We start from the raw sequence: 16,798 nt of genomic DNA, 5'->3' as shown, positions 1-16,798 counted from the left end.
CTCTTGACCTTGGAGTAGGCTCCAAGGTTTATACTTGCATTATTGAGTTGTATGCTGGAAATGATCCCTGAGTTGTGGGCTATTTCGCAAAGGATGAAGACATGTATCGTATTGGTGAATTGGCGGATTTATGTGAGGTGAAAGCCGACACGTTAAGATTCTACGAGAAGCACGGCCTACTCGCGCCGTCGAGCCGTACAGAGTCTGGCTATCGAGTATATACCGAGGCCGATGCTGCGCGATTACGCTTTATTTTACGGGCGAAAGCTGTGGGTTTTACCCTCAATGAAATCAGTGAATTGCTGTCAATTGAACTCGATAAATCTAACCGAGTCTGTGCCGATGTAAAAGGCATGGTTGATTGTAAATTGGCTCAAGTACAGGCCAAAATTGCTGAGCTGAATCATTTTCAAGCGAGTTTACAAAGCTTGTCTGATGCTTGCTGTGGTGGGCCACGTAGCGCCGAACATTGCTCTATTTTAGAGGCGTTGGAGTCCAGCACTGAGCGGGTACGCGTTGAGCATCAGTCTCATAATGTAAATCAGTACCAAGCGCACCAGAATCATCACGGCAAAGCCATTTATGAAGAGTCAGGGAATTAATTATGTTACTGAAGAATTTTATTGATCTGTTTTTAGACTCGGCGCCTTGGCTGTTACTAGGCCTGATTTTAGCTGGGCTATTAAAAGTATTCGTGCCAATGGCGTGGATGCAAAAGCAGCTAGGTGGTCACGGTTTTAAAACCGTAGTGAAAGCGGCGCTGCTTGGCGCACCTTTACCTTTGTGTTCTTGTGGCGTTATTCCCGCAGCAGTTGGACTGCGCCGTTCTGGTGCCTCTAAAGCAGCAACGACTTCCTTTTTAGTGTCGACGCCAGAAACGGGCGTCGATTCCATCGCGGTTTCTTATGTGTTACTTGGTCCCTTTATGGCAATCATTAGACCGATTGCGGCCATTACCAGTGCGATTGTGGCGGGCTTACTCGTTGGCCGCGATGACGACGATGGCAAGTCAGTGGTTAAGGTAGATACTCAATCAGATAAGCCATTAGAGGGTGAGGCGTCAGTGGCGTCTTGCTGTGCCTCAAAATCAGTGGCTCAGCCAGAGATGGTAAAAGCCGAAGCGGTTAAAAGCTGCTGCTCATCGACTACGCCTACGATAACGCCCGTAAAGTCTTCCTGCTGTGGTAATGACAATGTTGATGCACCTGCAGCCGAGCCAAAGCCGAAGATCAAAATGACGCCTATGGCGGCGCCGAGCTTAATGGCGGGTCCTTCAAGTGTTATGGCTGTTGGCGGTCAAACCATGGGATCTGTTCAAACTATGGGTTCTGTGGTTAAGGTTAACGCTGTTAAAGTAGAAAGCGTGGGGTCATGTTGTGGCAGTCAAACCACAGAGCCTGAAAAAATAGTGGTGGTGAAAAAAGGCGCTTGCTGTGGTGGCAGTGCTAAGGATGCTGAGCAGGTTAGTGCTAACACTGCAGGCGATAGCTGCTGTGCCTCTACTCAAGATATGGCGACTGAATTTAAGTCGCAATCGGTACTCAGTCGTATCGGAATTGGCCTTAAATATGCGGCAACGGATTTAGTGCGTGATACTACGCTGTGGCTGCTGGTGGGCTTATTTTTCGCAGCTCTGGTACAAACCTATGTGCCGGCTGACTTTTTGGCTAAATGGGGCGATGGCATTTTAGCTATGTTAGTGATGGTGCTCGTTTCTGTGCCTATGTATATTTGTGCGACCGCATCGACACCGATTGCTGCTGGATTATTACTGGCGGGTGTGTCACCGGGGGCTGTACTCGTGTTTATGATGGCAGGTCCGGCAACCAATATCGCGACTTTAGGCATAGTGGCTAAAGAGCTAGGTAAACGTGCGCTGTGGGGCTACCTTGGCGGTGTGATTGGCGTGGCCTTAGTGGCCGGTATGTTGGTCAATTATCTGGTTAATACCTTTGGTTTTGTGGTGATGCCACAAATTGGTGAAGAGCACCAAATGTTACCTCAATGGTTAGTGGCAACCTCTGGCATAGTGCTGGCGTTACTCATGGCAAAAGTGGTTTTTGAGAAGATCCCAAGAAGCTGGGTTCGCCGCAACGATTGCTGTTCTTAGTCGATTCATATTCCGCTAAGCAGTATCAAACACATAAACATCCCAGTGTTGTTGCTAACACTGGGATTTTTTATGGGATTGATTTGCAAACCTATCAGTATTTGTTTGCTTTTTTAACGTCGATAAACGTAGGCGGCCTGTCGGCTTCAGCCTTGTTAATCAATTAGGATGTGAAGGAGCTTATCTCCGCCAAGGTTAAGTTGCGCCATTTCCCTACATCGATATCTAAGGTCACTGCGCCAATTTGCGCCCTGTGTAGGGCAACCACTTTATTGCCCACGGCGGCAAACATCCTTTTGACTTGATGAAACTTGCCTTCGGTTAGTGTGAGTAGCACGGTTTTTTCATCCACTTGCTGCAGTGTTGCTGGCAGAGTGAGGGCGGTTTCGCCCTGTAGATTTAGCCCAGCGTCAAACTTTGCGGCTATGGCTGCAGTCGCTTCGCTGTCGAGTGGATCTCGCAGTTGGACACGATAGATTTTTTCGCACTGATATTGAGGCGAGATAATATTAAACGACCAGCGGCCATCGTCAGTCAGTAGCACTAAGCCTGTGGTATCAGCATCTAGGCGGCCAACGATGTGCAGGTCAAATGCGCGTTCGATATCGAGCAGATGAAATAGCGAAGGGTAGGCTCCATCCACATTTGAGCATAAGGTATTAGCAGGTTTGTGCAACATGATATAGCGAGATGGGCGTGGCGCTAGCGGCTTTCCATTAAGGCTGACAGTATTATTTTCATGCACTTGCATTGCGCAGTCTGTCGCGATAGCGCCATTGACTGTGATTGAGCCGCTAAGAATGGTGACTCTTGCGGCTTTGCGATCAAGATCTGTGCTTTTACAGAGGAATTTATCGAGGCGCATAGTGAAATCTCAGGAAAAACAATCAGCACAGGTGTTTAAGTAAGCTGCATTATCGCGACTTAGGGAGGATAAGCAACTGCCCTGTCTGAATGTTAAAACTAAGCGTACTGATTTTTAACATTATGACTTTTGTGGATCATCTTGCTGTTCGTTTTGTGTTGATTTGACCGCAGATGTTTTCTATTTGAGCCACTCGATGAGCATGTCGTTTACTAAGTGGCTGCTTATTGAGTCGCAGTGCAATGTATTTTATGGGACTTGTTAAGGCGAGGAAAAACTTGGTTTAGTATTAATAAGTAATTGAGCAAAAATGTAAATACTGCTCAGAATACAGCATATTCCTAAATAAATGAGTAAGCCGAACTCCGTTTGGCCAAAACTGCTGGCCACTAATGGGCCTATTACTGACCCCACCGAATAGCTCAGTAGCATCACTTGAGTCGCTGAAACAATTTGGCTAGCAGGCAAGTCGTCACAAGCTAAGCTGATTGCAATCGGGTAAAGGGCAAAAGCGCTGGCGCCAAGCAAGAGAAATCCAATAATCAGCGTCATATTTGAATGCTGAGTGATCAGTAATAATGCTGCGAGACCCAGTAGGCAAAAGCTTACTATCAAGCCACTTTTGTTAACTCGAGGAGATAAATAACTGACTAAAGGTTGTACTAGCATGCCACCCACTATGATGAGGGCCATAAATTGTCCTGTTTGCTGATCAAGCCCCATATCCAGTGCCACATAGATGGGAAGTAAACCATAGATAGGGCCAAGCAATAATCCAGAGACTAAACCCCCCATAATGGCAGGCTGACTTAGGTTTTTTAGCGCAGACAATGACATTGATTGTTGTTCGCTTACCTGAGGTTGACCGCGTTTTACCAGTAGCGCGGGTAAACTTGCCGCGGCTAATAATCCCATGATCACTAGGTAAGGTAGATTGCCCTTTGTACCTAAATAATCAATGGCTAATTGTCCTAAGGCAGTGCCTCCATAAAGCGCTGTCATATAAAGTCCAAGCCGCTTAGCGCGTTGCTTTTGGGTATCGGCCATTAATAGCCATGATTCAACAACCACAAAAATCCCTGCAACCGCAAATCCCGCTATAAGTCGAGAGGCTAACCAGACTCCACTTTTGGGGATTAATATCATAGCGACAACGCTGCAAAGAAGGATATTCAAAAAAAGGATAAAGGCTTTACTGTGGCCGATACGGGCAACAACAGGAGCAATACAAGGCGCCCCCAGTAATAAACCTAAATAAAAAATACTGGCCAGTAATGGAGCAAGTGAGGTGCTGAGTTCGAAAAAAGTGAGCGACAGTGGGATTAAGCTCATCAAGTAGCCTGATGCCAAAGCAAACAAACTTAACCCTGCTACGGGGACGAAAAGGCTGGGCTTTTGAGCCGACTGAGTTAAGGCAATTTTTTCCACGGGCGGTTCCGAAAACAGACAAATAATATACAGCGGGCGGGGTTGCGGTCGCGACTTTAGGCTGGATCGCTGACAGGGTAAAGTGAGTTAGATTGACTGTGGTGGTGAATAATATTTGTGTTTACGATTCATGTAGATATTGGGTTTTCTATGTTGCCTTGTTGCAATACGTTTGTGTTGGTCGCTTGCTGTTCACTGCGTCGCAGTTTTAGTGCACATTCAACGATATCTAGATTCGATTTAGCGCTACACATTCAATTTTGTGCCAAATTGGGGGAATAATATCTAATCCTACCAATGATCAGAAGGTATGATTAATTAGTTGATTATCACCTTGGTAAAAAGTGTGGCGTGATCTATATCTCAGTTTTAAACATTAATTAAATTACAACGTGGGCAAGGTTTTGTTCGATCTTTGTCCGTTTGAAATTTTAAAACAAAGGTGTCGATCAGAATTTGGTGATTATTGTCGCTAATCGGCCGTTTGTGCGTGCTAGCTCAGCAATAAATGTTGTTGCCAAGTGATAAAATTACAAAATAAACCGCTTTGCCAAGTGTGATCTATGCCCTAAATTTGCGTCAAAATAAAATGGTATTAAGGTTGTAACCATGTCTTTAACAGATTCAAGTACTGCTCCACCTAATCAAGCTCCCGTCAGCGAGGGGCTCGATAAGAAAAAAATGCTGATCCTAGTGGCTGATATTGTGCTGTTATTTGCACTTTATTACGGTTTACCTTTCGAACAAGGGGTGAATACTGGGCTGGCCATTTTGTTCTTCGCCGCGATTCTTTGGCTGACCGAAGCGATTCATATCAGTATCACTGCGATTCTCGTTCCTATACTCGCCGTATTCTTTGGGGTGTTTGAAACCAAGGAGGCGATGAGTAACTTTGCCAATCCCATCATTTACTTATTCTTTGGGGGTTTCGTCTTGGCTGCGGCCTTGCACCATCAAAAGATTGATACCCTCATAGCGCAAAAGCTGCTGCTAGCCTCTAAAGGCAAACTCAGTATCGCCTGTTTGATGCTGTTTGGAGTAACTGCGCTGCTATCGATGTGGATCAGCAATACCGCGACCACGGCGATGATGTTGCCATTGGCTCTCGGGATTTTGCAGCAGCTCGACCGCGAAAAATACCACAGCACCTATGTATTTCTACTGCTCGGGATTGCCTATTCGGCCAACATCGGCGGTATTGGTACTTTAGTGGGTAGCCCACCGAATGCGATTGCTGCGGCTCAAGTGGGCTTAAGTTTTAGTGATTGGCTGAAGTTTGGTATTCCAACCGTTATCCTCATGCTACCTATGATGTTGATTGCCTTGTATTGGTATTTTAAGCCTGATCTTTCTGCCAAATTCGATGTGGATGTTGAAGCTCAGAAGCTGACATTTCAGGGGAAATTTACTCTGCTTATCTTCCTGACTACCGTATGTTGCTGGATTTTCAGTGTACCGTTAGCTAAGGCATTAGGTGGCATCACTCAGTTTGATACCATAGTCGCCTTAGGTGCAGTTGTTTTACTCTCGGGCTTAGGCTTGGTCGGCTGGAAGAAAATTGAATCGACCACAGATTGGGGTGTACTCATATTGTTTGGTGGCGGTTTAACACTGAGCGCAGTACTAAAAACGACTGGCACTAGCGTATTTTTAGCTCACTGGATGACAGATATTTTCGGTAGCACTCACATGTCGTTGTTCGTCTTTGCTGTGATTGCTTTTGTGGTGATGTTGACTGAATTTGCCAGTAACACCGCCAGCGCCGCACTATTAGTGCCTGTATTTGCTGCGATTGCTGAGGCATTAGGCATATCGCCTGTGATGTTATCTGTGCTGATTGGTATTGCAGCTTCTTGCGCCTTTATGCTGCCGGTGGCGACACCGCCCAATGCTATTGTTTATGGTTCTGGCCATATCAAGCAATCGGAAATGGTGCGAGTGGGTATGATCATCAACTTTATTAGTATGATAGTCTTGGGTATTATCGCCCATACCTTCTGGGATATTTAACACTGACATAGTTCATGGCAACTTTGTGTTTCAACGTTGCCGCTATAATAGTATTCGCCTTATGAAGAGCATAGGGCGGATACTGATTTTGTTTTTAGCTGAGTTGTCGTAACGAGTTTTTGGGCTTAGTGTTTCGAAGCTTACTCTATGCTTATGTTTTGCACTTAATTTGAGGTTAAGTTGCGACTAAAAGTGTTTGCGCTATAAATTGCTTGATGTTGATAACGTAGATAAAAGATTTCTTTTACGTTGATGATATCAATCTGTTCAATGTCATTTTTATATAATACGGGAGTGGTATCGCCTTCAGTGACATTAACGGCTTGTAAAATAATAGGCTTATCTGTTGTGGCAAAAAACACTTCTGCTTGCTGTAAATTCTCGGAAAGATAAACATAAGCTGTCTGAGGCTCGGCAGAATTATGATCACTGCGAGTAAAGGCTATCCCTTGTTCGAATGGACGAATGCATTGCTTAGTGTCATCGTTCCAAGTCCCTCCCTTGTCGAGACAAGTATCAATTGTGAGATGTTGTTGTAAACCCCATCCTGTCACCACTAGCAAGAGTACTGCGCCCAGTAAGAACATTGCTTTTTTCAATTTTCGTTACCTTTACAAATTAGCTCGGCTGAGCGGTTGTATCTTAGCTCAATCCTCTTATTTATAGGCATTTAACCATTGGTTAAACGCTGAGGAGGGTAAAGCTCCGGCTTGCTGGGCGAGTATGTGGCCTTGTTTAAAAATCATTAAGGTTGGAATAGATTGAATATTAAATTGAGCCGCGAGGGCTTGCTGTTCTTCAGTATTGATTTTACCGAAGCGAAATTGAGGCTCCCATGTCTTAGCTGCTGCAGAAAATATGGGCGCAAAACTTTTACAGGGCCCACACCAGCTGGCCCAAAAGTCAACGACTAGGGGGAGCTCTGATTTATTGGCATGGTTGGCAAAGTTTGTGCTATTGAGTTCAATTGGCGCAGCCGTAAAGACACTGAGCTTACATTTACCGCAAGTGGGTTGTTGGTTTAAACGCTCATCGGGAACGCGGTTTAACGTATCGCAATGGGGGCAGGCAATAATCATGGCAAAGCTCCAAAATAAAACGTTTATACGACTTATATATTGGGCTAACCGACAGTAATTTAAAGGGCGAGTGATGATGTTATCGCCCATGATGACCTTATTATTAAGGATTAAGCAGTGAACCGAGCTGCAGAAATGTTTAGATTGCGCCGACAAGCCCGCTCGTCGGTGATAAAATCCTGCGCAAAGTTGAATATCACGCCCTAAGTGCGAACAAGAAAAGAGAATGAAGATATGACTGAATTAGAAGTAATCGATCTGCAAGTGGGCGAAGGAAAAGAAGCGGTAAAAGGTGCACTGATCACTACCCAATATCGTGGATTTTTGCAGGATGGTACCCAATTCGATTCATCCTATGATCGTGGTCAGGCGTTTCAATGTGTAATTGGTACTGGCCGTGTGATTAAAGGCTGGGATCAAGGTATTATGGGGATGAAAGTCGGTGGCAAACGTAAGTTGTTAGTCCCAGCTCACTTAGCCTATGGCGAGCGTCAAGTGGGTGCTCATATCAAACCAAATTCTGATCTCACCTTTGAGATCGAATTGCTCGAAGTGCTGACTCGCGACTAAGCGTGACAGGACTGCGAGAGTCTGTGTAAGCTCGATTGAGCCAATATGATTCTGGCTCATCTTGCACTCCTCGCTATGTTGCTTCGGCATAGGGTGATTTACACTAGACTCAATTTTCCCACTTAAAGGAAAGATATTTGTCGTGGCTTCGGATACTGCAGCAGAGTTAATTGCGCAACTTCAGGCTGAGATCGCTCAGCTAAAAAGTGAAAACGCTCATTTAGCAGCGTTGAATTATCGTGCCGAAGAAAAACTCTTTGCAGCCCTCGATGGTAATGGTTTATGTCTATGGGAACAGCATATTCCAAGCGGAAATTTAACCATATTTAACATGCGCTGGGGCGAAATGCTCGGGTTTAGTCCTGAAGAGTTTGCTGCCCATGTTGATATCTGGAAAAGTAAATTACACCCCGAAGATAAAGAATGGGTGATAAAAGCCTTTGAAGATCATGTGAATGGTCAAGCCGATTACTATCAAGCAGTTCACAGAATGCTACACAAAGATGGCAGCATAACCTGGGTGTCCGATCGTGGGCGTATTGTCGAGCGCTTAGCTGATGGAACACCACTGCGAATGATGGGCAGCCATATCGATATTACTCAAGAAAAGCGCTACGAAATAGATTTAGCCCGTTTAGCCCACAGTGATCCACTCACCAACTTAATGAATCGCCAAGCTATTGCCAAAGTATTCGATGAATCTTCGCAACCAGATATTCGCGGTGCGTTATTTTTTATCGACCTTGATGGTTTTAAAGCGTTAAATGACCGTCACGGCCATAAGTTTGGTGACAGCCTGTTGATGCACGTTGCGCATACTTTGGTATCTCACGCAGGTGAATTCGCGCAGATCGCACGGTTAGGTGGCGACGAGTTTGTGATATTACTGCCGTCATTTGATCGTGAATCTTTAGGGGCGCTCGCACAATCATTGCTCGATGTTTATCAAGATAAATTCCTGCTAGAAGGTTGTGAAGTAGAGGTAGGCCTGAGTATCGGTATTGATATATTTGGCTATGGTGATAGTTTTGCCGATAGTTGTGATCGCGCGGATGCCGCCATGTATCGCGTGAAACACCAAGGAAAGCATGGATATTGTTTTTATCAGTCGTCGGAATAATGTTCCAAGCCTGCTGATCTTAGTAATACTTAATTTAGATTTGATTACAGTGCCTTATTCGAACAAAAAACCACCTTTAATGGTGGTTTTTTGTTTTTTAGCTTTTTAAGCGTAGTGTCATCAGCTTATGGAGTTACAAAATTAAATGGTTGATGGCAACTGACACAATAGTTTTCAGATTTTTTGTGTACATGGTGGCACTTACTGCAATCAGTTTCGGTGTCGAAGTGGCGATTTTTATGGGGATTGGTTGGTTTTACATCCGCCGTTTTTTCCGCTAATTTCTTAGTGTTGTGGCATTGTACACACTTGAGCATAGGGACTGCTTGTCGTTCTTCTGCACCATGGCAGCTTGCACATTTAAGGCCTTTCGCCATATGAGTTTGATCGAGTAAAGTACTCTCTTTAGCGAACGCGCTGCCAGCGAAAATACCCAAAATAATAGCCAATATAATTGTTAAGTTTTTCATTGTTTGATCCCATTATTCATTTCACAGGATGCCAAAATGTGAGGCATCCATTATTGATGACTATGTGTTCTATAGCTTTGCTACATATTTGCCAGCTAAATAGCCGAAGGTGTAGCAGCGACCTAAAGACAAGCCAAATACCGTTAATGGGTAGTCAACGCCACCGTAGAAACCTGCTCCTAGGTTACCAACAATGAATAAACCTGGAATTTCCTTACCATCGGCATCAAGTACTTGGTGGTTGTCGTTAACGAGAATTCCTGAACATAAAGTAGAAATACGCATACGACGGTGAATACCGTAAAACGGTGGTTTGAGCACTGGTACCATTTTGCTTCTAGGTTTACCGAAGTCCTCATCTTTACCTTTTTTGCACAGCTCGTTATAACGGTTAACGCTGGCAACAAAGGTTTTTGGATCGCACTCTAACTTCACAGCCAATTCTTCTAATGTGTTAGCTGAATGGGTGTTGATCAAAGAGGGAAATACTCCTGTTTTCTCACCAGGAACTTCAGGCATATAAACTTTAAGCTCTTCAGGAGAATAGAGGTGGCCAGGCCAATCCTTCGCTTGCGTCATATAGTCAGAATCAAATACTTGTGAGTAATGCCCCGCATTCTGCTCATCTTTCAAGTAGTTATTCATTAGAGACATCTCAACCTTCTCATTCACAAAGCGCTCACCTTTACGGTTTACCGCTAAGAATGGCATGTCACACATGGAAGCCGGGCCGGCATCGAAGTCGTGCAACATTTTGGTATGTCCAACAGGTTCAATAACGCCGCCAGCCCAATAGGCCATAGCAAAACCGTCACCGGTACGATCCATTTGTTTACGTTCAAAGTTTTTCAGTTCGGGGATGAAGAAGTCACACATGGCTTTGTTATTTTGATAGTCGCCAGAGGACAGAATGACACCTTTCTTCGCCATGTATTTGTGGTACTTACCATCACGAGTTTGAGCAATGACGCCGATAACTTTTCCTGACTCATCCTGGATTAATTGTTGTGCAGGAGTATTAAAGAAAAACTTAACGCCTGCTTTTTCCGCTGTTTTAGCTAATGCGCGGATAGCATCACCCGTGGTGTAGGGTTTAGGGCCGCAGAAAGAAGTGATAAAATTTAAACGGTCATCAGTATCAGCAATTCCGCGAATACCGTGCTGCACTTTAGTTCCTTGGTCAACAATCTGGCCGCCACCTTGTTTAACTCTATCGATAACCCAAGTGACAGCTTCACCTGAATTGTAAGCCCATTGCTTAAGAAGACCGGGATGTGAACGGTGCGCGTTATCCGCCATTAAACGGCTAACTAAAGCTTCAATTGCTGATTTATCACTGTTTTTCAGGTCAATCCCTGAACCAGTGTTTCCTTGAGAGACTGGAATGGCTTGCTTTTGTAAACACGCAACGGTTGCACCACTTTCTCTGGCGGATAGAGCCGCAGGCACACCAGAGGCTCCAGCACCGACGACGACGACATCAAAGGTTTGGGTTGTTGCAATATCTTTATCAGCAATAGGTTTTGGCTTAGGTAGAAAATTGAGCGTTGCGCCGCCAATTTCGCCATATTCAGTGCCAACTTGAAGTGGTGCAGCACTCGCTGAAGCAATACCAAGACTTGCAAAGGCTAAGCCACCACTTCCCACTGCAGCTCGAGTTAGGAAACTTCTTCGAGATATACCATTCTGAAGCACGCTAGCAGTGTATTGATCGATTTCTTTCGGTTTCTGTGAATGCTCTTTACTCATTTTGATACTCCTTGGGTCCTCATTGCTAAGGTCGATATGACATCGTTAGCAACGACAATGGATCTGGCCATAACCGCATGTGATTTGTTTGCTTTAAAAACTAGAAGTGCAGTTGCGTGAAAGTGATTAAATTCTCATTCATTAACAACATACGTTTAAATGTATGACATATGACAATAAACCAAAAGAGGTATTAATTACATCTTTGCAGTGCTTCACAAAATGCTGGAGTTTTGAGCTGTTAATATGATTATTCTTTTTAAAACAAGCTAATGTAGGACTTTCTTTATTAAATAATGCAGTGAATTTTTTGATGAAGATAATTTTCTTAAATACAGTGATCAAAATAAAATATGTGTTGTTAAGCTATTTCACTACATATATTTAGTGTTCCAGGTTTGCGGGAGTTAATTGTGGTAATGAGGCGTTAGAGTCATCGTTATTTCTGCATCCGCTAAATAAGACACATGAAATAGCCATGGCTGGAATAATTAAGAAATTATTTTTTCCATTTTTGATCTCAATAATTAAGTCAACGCATTCACCGCAACGTTTAAATGGAGATGAAAATTTTGCGGTGTAAAAACCGGGTGTATCCAACAAGGCTGATACACCCATATAAGTTTTGGTGCAGGGGAGTTAAAACTGATGAACTATTTACCTAAGGCAAATTTATAAGTGACATATAAACGCAGATCGTCAAGATCTTCGGCTTGATCAAAATCGACCATGGCATAACGCGCCTTAAGACCTAGGCCCGATAACATGCCTGAAAATTTATAGGCGATTGAAAAGTTTGTTTCATTAAAATCTGACGCAGTCCCCTCTGGCACATCGTACTGCCCATAAAAGGCATAGGCTTCTAATCCACTCGCCCCTAATTTTTCAAAGTCATAGGCCAGCTTTAACGCGTTGACCTCTTCATTCGCCCGTGCAGATTGATATACCTGTTGAATGACCACTTTTTCATCGCCCCATGGGGTCAGCACTGTGTCATCCCCGGTTTTGGCGTACATATAAGTGAGATCTGCCCCCGCCAATTTGGCGCCAAGATGGAAGCCATATTGATAGGTATCGAGTGGGCCGCCGGTTTCATCACCTATTGCCTGTTGAGTTAAATAGGAAGGTGTTAAGTACAAATTCGTTGGACCAACATCAGCGGCTAATTTCACTTTGGCATAGGTTTGATTGAAAACATCTTCCATGCTGTAGTGCCAAAGATGGGCTTCAGTTTGGACTGTCTTAAAGGGCAATTGATATTTAGCACCTAGGGCATAAACTGGGTTATCGGCAACATCTGCCACAATACCCGCTCTTGCTAATTCGCTTTGTACCGCCTCTTTTACGGATACGAAGCTATTATCAGACCACCCCATGGAATCTGTAATATAGAGTGCTGATAACGTTAGATTGTCAACACTCTTATTTTCTGCTGAAAAGCCGCGAAAAGTTCGTGGGATCGCACGAATGTCATGGGGATTCATCATTGGTGTGCGCAGTTCTTGTGCACCTAATTTGAATTGAGTATCCCACCAATTACCTTGGACAAAATACTCCTGTAAACGGTTGACGTTGTCATGGTCGCCTGCGGCATCGCGAGCAACTAGGCCGTAGACGTCATCTGAATCATTGGTCCAAATGGGATTTGCAGATGCGAAGCTGGTCCCAAAACTGAGGCCATTCACTTTTGCGGTATTGTAATAAAACAGTCCGCCAAATGACGTATCGTGTTTAGTGTTCGTCGTATTATCAAAGTCACGGGTAAAATCGAATAAGCGTAATTCCCCTTTTAACGTACCTTGGCTAAACATTTGATCAATGCTGGTATCTGCTGTAGCAGGAATCGCTAGCGTAGATAGCACAAGCAAAGATAAATAAGATTTTTTCATCATCATCTTCCCTATTATTAGTAAGCCCTGATCAGAATTGTCTGAGCTAGTTAAAGAAATTATGTTTAACATTCTTAGGTTAAATGTATGACGTATGACTAATGTCGACAACGAAGTTAGGATGAATATGAGAAACTAGTTACGAAATTCGCACAGATGTTACTTGGATCAACAAATGTGAATGTTTTTTAATCACTAATGTAGGAAAGATGAGAGTACTTTTTCTGCGTTAATGCGGTTTTATGCTAGTATGGCGACACTAAGCATATTTGGGATAATCAAGTGCATATCTTCAAGCCAATTAAGCAGATAAGAGCATCGAGTGAAGTCGGGCAGCAACTGAAAAATGCTATTTTAGATGGCGAATATAAGGCTGGCGATAAATTACCCTCTGAGCGCGAATTAATAGAATTATTTCAAGTTAGTCGCACTGTGGTGAGAGAGGCGATCAAAAGCCTCGAAGCGGGTGGATTAGTGGAGATTCGCCAAGGTGCAACAGGTGGCGCATTTGTTAAGCACTTAACCTTTGAACGTTTAAGTGATGCTTGCCAAGATTTATTTCTAATGGGGAAACTTTCCCTTCCTGAACTGTGTCAAGCACGCATGCTGATTGAACCGCAAGTGGCTAGAATGGCTGCTAAAAATTGCACTCCAGAGCAAGCTAAAGCTTTGCAAGAGGCGAATAGTCATGAAAGTGACTCATTGGCTTATCCCGAAACTGTCATATTGCGATCTCAAGTACATTATTTGCTCGCTGAAATGTCTGGAAATCGCTTTTTAGAAGCGATCGTAAAATCCTTGTTGGTTTTATTAAGTAATCAAACGACTAAGTTTCAGCCACCGACTGATGAAATTCATCCTTTAGGCTTGCATGATGTCATTGTCGAAGCGGTTATCGCAAAAGATGGGGCGAAAGCTGAGGCCGAAATGTTTGCACACCTTGAGGATTTTAATCAGCGCCTAATAGAAATTGAGCGTAAATATATGGATAAACGCACTTAAGGCAAAGAGTTGCAACCCCATAGTTCAACCGCGGCTGTTTGTTTGTTGGGTACGCCAATCCAATGACTCATGGCTTGGCATTGCACTTTTCCTGAGATTTGAGTGAAGCAAAGTTCAAAATCCCCTGCTTCGGGTGTGCGACCTAAGCGCAACACAGGCAAAATGGGCAGTTTGGGCTGATAATGCCAGCTGCCATTTTTAAGATAGGCATCATCTGGGATTTCCATTCCAGCACCCGTACCTTTCACTCTTGCTTCGACCAACACTAATCCTTGTGGGGTGACGTTATAGTCTTCCTCCCAGCGAATTTTTTCTATGCTATGGTTCCATGCCAAGGTGAAGTTGTCTGTGGGCACTTGGGCCCACAGTGTGCCCGCTAGGCCTAAGCACAGGCCTAGCATCTGTTTACCTTCAATGGCTGATTAACAACCAATAATCTCAAGAGCTTATCCTTGCTCTGCAAGACGTTTGAGTTTGCGTGCTCGCCAGCTGTGTTGCACGATAAATAGCAGCGCGAGCCCAAAGCCAATTTCATCACTCAACGGCGTAGCAAGAATTAAGCTCGCACCTGCAAGGAAGCCGATAACGCGTTCCCACCAGTAGAGTTTTTGTAATAGATATCCGGTAAAGATGACGCCCCAAATACCAATACCCACAGTCGCTTTTAGCAAGACAAACCCTGTAGCTAACCAGCTATCACCTTGAAGCATCAAAGCGGGATCGTAAACCGCCATAAAGGGGATCACAAAACCTGCAATGGCGATACGGATTGCCCAAAGGCTGATCTTAAGACCAGATTCCTTCGCGATTGGCGCTGCGGCAAAACAGGCTAAGGCAACGGGAGGCGTGAGATCGGCCATGATGCCGAAATAAAATACAAACATATGCGACACAATCAGTGGCACACCGAGATCGAGTAATGCGGGAGCGGCAATCGAGCTAGTAATTATGTAGTTAGGGATCGTGGGGATCCCCATTCCGAGCACTAGGCAAGTGACCATAGTTAACACGAGTGATAAGAACAAGTTATCTTGGCCAACGGCAAGAATATAGCTCGCGAAGGTCGAGGCAATTCCTGTCAGTGACACTATGCCGATAATCACACCGACTAAAGCACAGGCGATACCCACAGGCACGGCATGACGGGCGCCTTCTACCAGTGCATGCAAGCAGATGGTGAGAGTATCTCTGCCGCCTTTAATAAACCAACAAATGGCGACTAATAAGGCGATAACCCCAAATACGACCCCGATCCCGAGTTGGAAGAAGCCAGCGCAAAGGATGCCAAGGGCAATCCAAAAGGCAATGCGCATTGCCATTGAGGAAAGCCGCAGTACTATGGCTGAGCCTAAAATTACTATCGATGTGAGGGCGAGTCCTACCATGCCTGAGAACAGCGGCGTTCTACCCGAAAACAGCAAGTAGACTAAAATAAACAAGGGGATAAGGAGATACCAACGCTCTTTAATTGCCGCCCATGGATTAGGGCACTGATCTTTAGGCAGGCCACAGAGATTGGCGCGTTTGGCTTCTAAATGCACCATCCAAAATACGGAGCAGAAATAAAGTAGCGCAGGGATCAATGCCGCTTTGGCTATCTCGATAAAGGGGACGTTAATGGTTTCGGCCATGATAAAGGCCACTGCGCCCATGATCGGCGGCATGATTTGGCTGCCCATACTCGATGTTGCCTCTACCCCGCCGGCGAAGGCTGGACGATAACCGAATCGTTTCATGAGTGGAATGGTAAATTGGCCCGTTGTGACCACGTTGGCAACACCTGATCCTGTAATCGTCCCCATCAATGCCGATGACACTACTGCAACTTTTGCAGGACCGCCGAGCTTGTGGCCAAATAATCCCATGGCAAAGTCGGTAAATAAACGGATCATTCCGGCTTGTTCTAAAAAGGAGCCGAAGAGAATAAACAGGAATATATACGTCGCCGATACATAGGTTGGTGTGCCGTATAGCCCTTCGGTACCGAAGGCTAATTGATTGATGATCTGATCGAATCCATAGCCGCGGTGCATTAAGTCACCGGGTAAATATTGGCCAAATAAGCCATACATCAAAAAGATGCTACAGATGATAGGTAGCGCCCAGCCCATGACTCGGCGCGCTGCTTCAAACACTAATACGATCAAAGTGATACCTATCACTATATCCGCATCGGTCAGATCGCCTGAACGTTGAATTAAGTCGGCTTCGAAATACCACTGATAAGCCGCTGTGGCCATACCAGCTAGACCGAGTAGCCAAGCGAGTGGCTGCCAAGGCTGAGATTTTCTTCTAGCGGGATAACTTAAAAAAACCACTAACAGTAAAAAGCCCACATGGGTGGCGCGCAGCACTTGAGTCGAGACGGGATGAAAAGCGGCAGTGATGATTTGAAAAATAGAAAAAATTAGGGCTGTATAAAATAGAGCCTTGGGCCAATCGCCAGTATTTGCGCTGAGACCTTGTTGGGGATCACTCATATTATGCCTCACAGCATTAGACTACA

At 44.6% G+C, this 16,798-nt stretch carries 15 protein-coding genes; 6 read left to right on the top strand and 9 right to left on the bottom strand.

Translation table 11 applies throughout. The features are described 5' to 3' along the window. Positions 1-101: 101 nt before the first annotated feature. Positions 102-602: a Zn(2+)-responsive transcriptional regulator gene (gene zntR / locus CKQ84_RS05270; RefSeq protein ID WP_105250386.1), complete on the top strand. Its 501-nt coding sequence runs from the start codon at positions 102-104 to the stop codon at positions 600-602. Positions 603-604: 2 nt separating this feature from the next. Further along, on the top strand, positions 605-2,110 hold the full coding sequence (locus CKQ84_RS05265) for an SO_0444 family Cu/Zn efflux transporter (protein ID WP_173913155.1): 1,506 nt from the start codon (positions 605-607) through the stop codon (positions 2,108-2,110). A gap of 163 nt (positions 2,111-2,273) precedes the next feature. On the opposite strand, the gene CKQ84_RS05260 is transcribed toward CKQ84_RS05265, so the two are convergent. Next, positions 2,274-2,975, bottom strand: coding sequence for a pseudouridine synthase (locus CKQ84_RS05260; RefSeq protein WP_105250384.1), 702 nt, complete (start codon positions 2,973-2,975; stop codon positions 2,274-2,276). 261 nt (positions 2,976-3,236) lie between these two features. Continuing rightward, a complete protein-coding gene (locus tag CKQ84_RS05255) occupies positions 3,237-4,403 on the bottom strand; it encodes an MFS transporter (RefSeq protein WP_105250383.1) in 1,167 nt (388 codons plus the stop codon). 609 nt (positions 4,404-5,012) lie between these two features. Here CKQ84_RS05255 and CKQ84_RS05250 point away from each other — a divergent pair. Then, the gene (locus tag CKQ84_RS05250) at positions 5,013-6,413 is read left to right on the top strand and encodes a DASS family sodium-coupled anion symporter (protein ID WP_105250382.1); all 1,401 of its coding nucleotides are present in this window, start codon (positions 5,013-5,015) and stop codon (positions 6,411-6,413) included. Between the two features lie 164 nt (positions 6,414-6,577). Here the strand turns inward: CKQ84_RS05250 and CKQ84_RS05245 are convergent, their stop codons facing one another. Together CKQ84_RS05245 and trxC are read right to left on the bottom strand one after the other, a co-directional pair. Then, positions 6,578-7,012: a hypothetical protein gene (locus CKQ84_RS05245; protein WP_105250381.1), complete on the bottom strand. Its 435-nt coding sequence runs from the start codon at positions 7,010-7,012 to the stop codon at positions 6,578-6,580. Positions 7,013-7,069: 57 nt separating this feature from the next. Next, positions 7,070-7,492, bottom strand: a complete 423-nt coding sequence (gene trxC / locus CKQ84_RS05240; protein WP_105250380.1) for a thioredoxin TrxC — start codon at positions 7,490-7,492, stop codon at positions 7,070-7,072. Between the two features lie 234 nt (positions 7,493-7,726). Between trxC and CKQ84_RS05235 the strand changes: the two genes are divergently transcribed. Both CKQ84_RS05235 and CKQ84_RS05230 read left to right on the top strand, forming a co-directional pair. Next, positions 7,727-8,062 (top strand): FKBP-type peptidyl-prolyl cis-trans isomerase, encoded by a 336-nt coding sequence (locus CKQ84_RS05235; protein WP_011845636.1) that lies wholly within the window; start codon positions 7,727-7,729, stop codon positions 8,060-8,062. A gap of 142 nt (positions 8,063-8,204) precedes the next feature. Next, the gene (locus CKQ84_RS05230) at positions 8,205-9,182 is read left to right on the top strand and encodes a sensor domain-containing diguanylate cyclase (RefSeq protein WP_105250379.1); all 978 of its coding nucleotides are present in this window, start codon (positions 8,205-8,207) and stop codon (positions 9,180-9,182) included. 125 nt (positions 9,183-9,307) lie between these two features. On the opposite strand, the gene CKQ84_RS05225 is transcribed toward CKQ84_RS05230, so the two are convergent. From CKQ84_RS05225 to CKQ84_RS05215, 3 genes are all read right to left on the bottom strand, one after another. Next, positions 9,308-9,652 carry a cytochrome c3 family protein gene (locus CKQ84_RS05225; protein WP_105250378.1) on the bottom strand — a complete coding sequence of 115 codons (345 nt, stop codon included), beginning with the start codon at positions 9,650-9,652 and terminating at the stop codon, positions 9,308-9,310. 69 nt (positions 9,653-9,721) lie between these two features. Continuing rightward, positions 9,722-11,401 carry an FAD-binding protein gene (locus CKQ84_RS05220; protein ID WP_105250377.1) on the bottom strand — a complete coding sequence of 560 codons (1,680 nt, stop codon included), beginning with the start codon at positions 11,399-11,401 and terminating at the stop codon, positions 9,722-9,724. A gap of 653 nt (positions 11,402-12,054) precedes the next feature. Next, a complete protein-coding gene (locus CKQ84_RS05215) occupies positions 12,055-13,293 on the bottom strand; it encodes an OprD family outer membrane porin (RefSeq protein ID WP_105250376.1) in 1,239 nt (412 codons plus the stop codon). A 279-nt stretch (positions 13,294-13,572) separates the two neighbouring features. Here CKQ84_RS05215 and CKQ84_RS05210 point away from each other — a divergent pair, with 279 nt between their 5' ends. Beyond that, positions 13,573-14,292 carry a FadR/GntR family transcriptional regulator gene (locus CKQ84_RS05210; RefSeq protein ID WP_105250375.1) on the top strand — a complete coding sequence of 240 codons (720 nt, stop codon included), beginning with the start codon at positions 13,573-13,575 and terminating at the stop codon, positions 14,290-14,292. On the opposite strand, the gene CKQ84_RS05205 is transcribed toward CKQ84_RS05210, so the two are convergent. After that, on the bottom strand, positions 14,289-14,693 hold the full coding sequence (locus tag CKQ84_RS05205) for a DUF1850 domain-containing protein (protein WP_105250374.1): 405 nt from the start codon (positions 14,691-14,693) through the stop codon (positions 14,289-14,291). The two genes, CKQ84_RS05210 and CKQ84_RS05205, sit on opposite strands and share 4 nt — an antisense overlap. A gap of 45 nt (positions 14,694-14,738) precedes the next feature. After that, positions 14,739-16,772, bottom strand: coding sequence for a TRAP transporter permease (locus CKQ84_RS05200; protein WP_105250373.1), 2,034 nt, complete (start codon positions 16,770-16,772; stop codon positions 14,739-14,741). Positions 16,773-16,798: the final 26 nt, after the last annotated feature.

Source organism: Shewanella sp. WE21, assembly GCF_002966515.1.
GTDB classification, from domain to species: domain Bacteria; phylum Pseudomonadota; class Gammaproteobacteria; order Enterobacterales; family Shewanellaceae; genus Shewanella; species Shewanella oncorhynchi.
Note: the sequence above shows the minus strand (reverse complement) of the source record. Positions and strands in the feature narration are given on the sequence as shown.

Excerpts from the sequence above, each read along its gene's own strand:
- zntR (WP_105250386.1), top strand. The coding sequence starts at position 102 with ATGTATCGTATTGGTGAATTGGCGGATTTATGTGAGGTGAAAGCCGAC.
- CKQ84_RS05265 (WP_173913155.1), top strand. The coding sequence starts at position 605 with ATGTTACTGAAGAATTTTATTGATCTGTTTTTAGACTCGGCGCCTTGG.
- CKQ84_RS05260 (WP_105250384.1), bottom strand. The coding sequence starts at position 2,975 with ATGCGCCTCGATAAATTCCTCTGTAAAAGCACAGATCTTGATCGCAAA.
- CKQ84_RS05250 (WP_105250382.1), top strand. The coding sequence starts at position 5,013 with ATGTCTTTAACAGATTCAAGTACTGCTCCACCTAATCAAGCTCCCGTC.
- trxC (WP_105250380.1), bottom strand. The coding sequence starts at position 7,492 with ATGATTATTGCCTGCCCCCATTGCGATACGTTAAACCGCGTTCCCGAT.
- CKQ84_RS05235 (WP_011845636.1), top strand. The coding sequence starts at position 7,727 with ATGACTGAATTAGAAGTAATCGATCTGCAAGTGGGCGAAGGAAAAGAA.
- CKQ84_RS05225 (WP_105250378.1), bottom strand. The coding sequence starts at position 9,652 with ATGAAAAACTTAACAATTATATTGGCTATTATTTTGGGTATTTTCGCT.
- CKQ84_RS05220 (WP_105250377.1), bottom strand. The coding sequence starts at position 11,401 with ATGAGTAAAGAGCATTCACAGAAACCGAAAGAAATCGATCAATACACT.
- CKQ84_RS05215 (WP_105250376.1), bottom strand. The coding sequence starts at position 13,293 with ATGATGAAAAAATCTTATTTATCTTTGCTTGTGCTATCTACGCTAGCG.
- CKQ84_RS05205 (WP_105250374.1), bottom strand. The coding sequence starts at position 14,693 with ATGCTAGGCCTGTGCTTAGGCCTAGCGGGCACACTGTGGGCCCAAGTG.
- CKQ84_RS05200 (WP_105250373.1), bottom strand. The coding sequence starts at position 16,772 with ATGAGTGATCCCCAACAAGGTCTCAGCGCAAATACTGGCGATTGGCCC.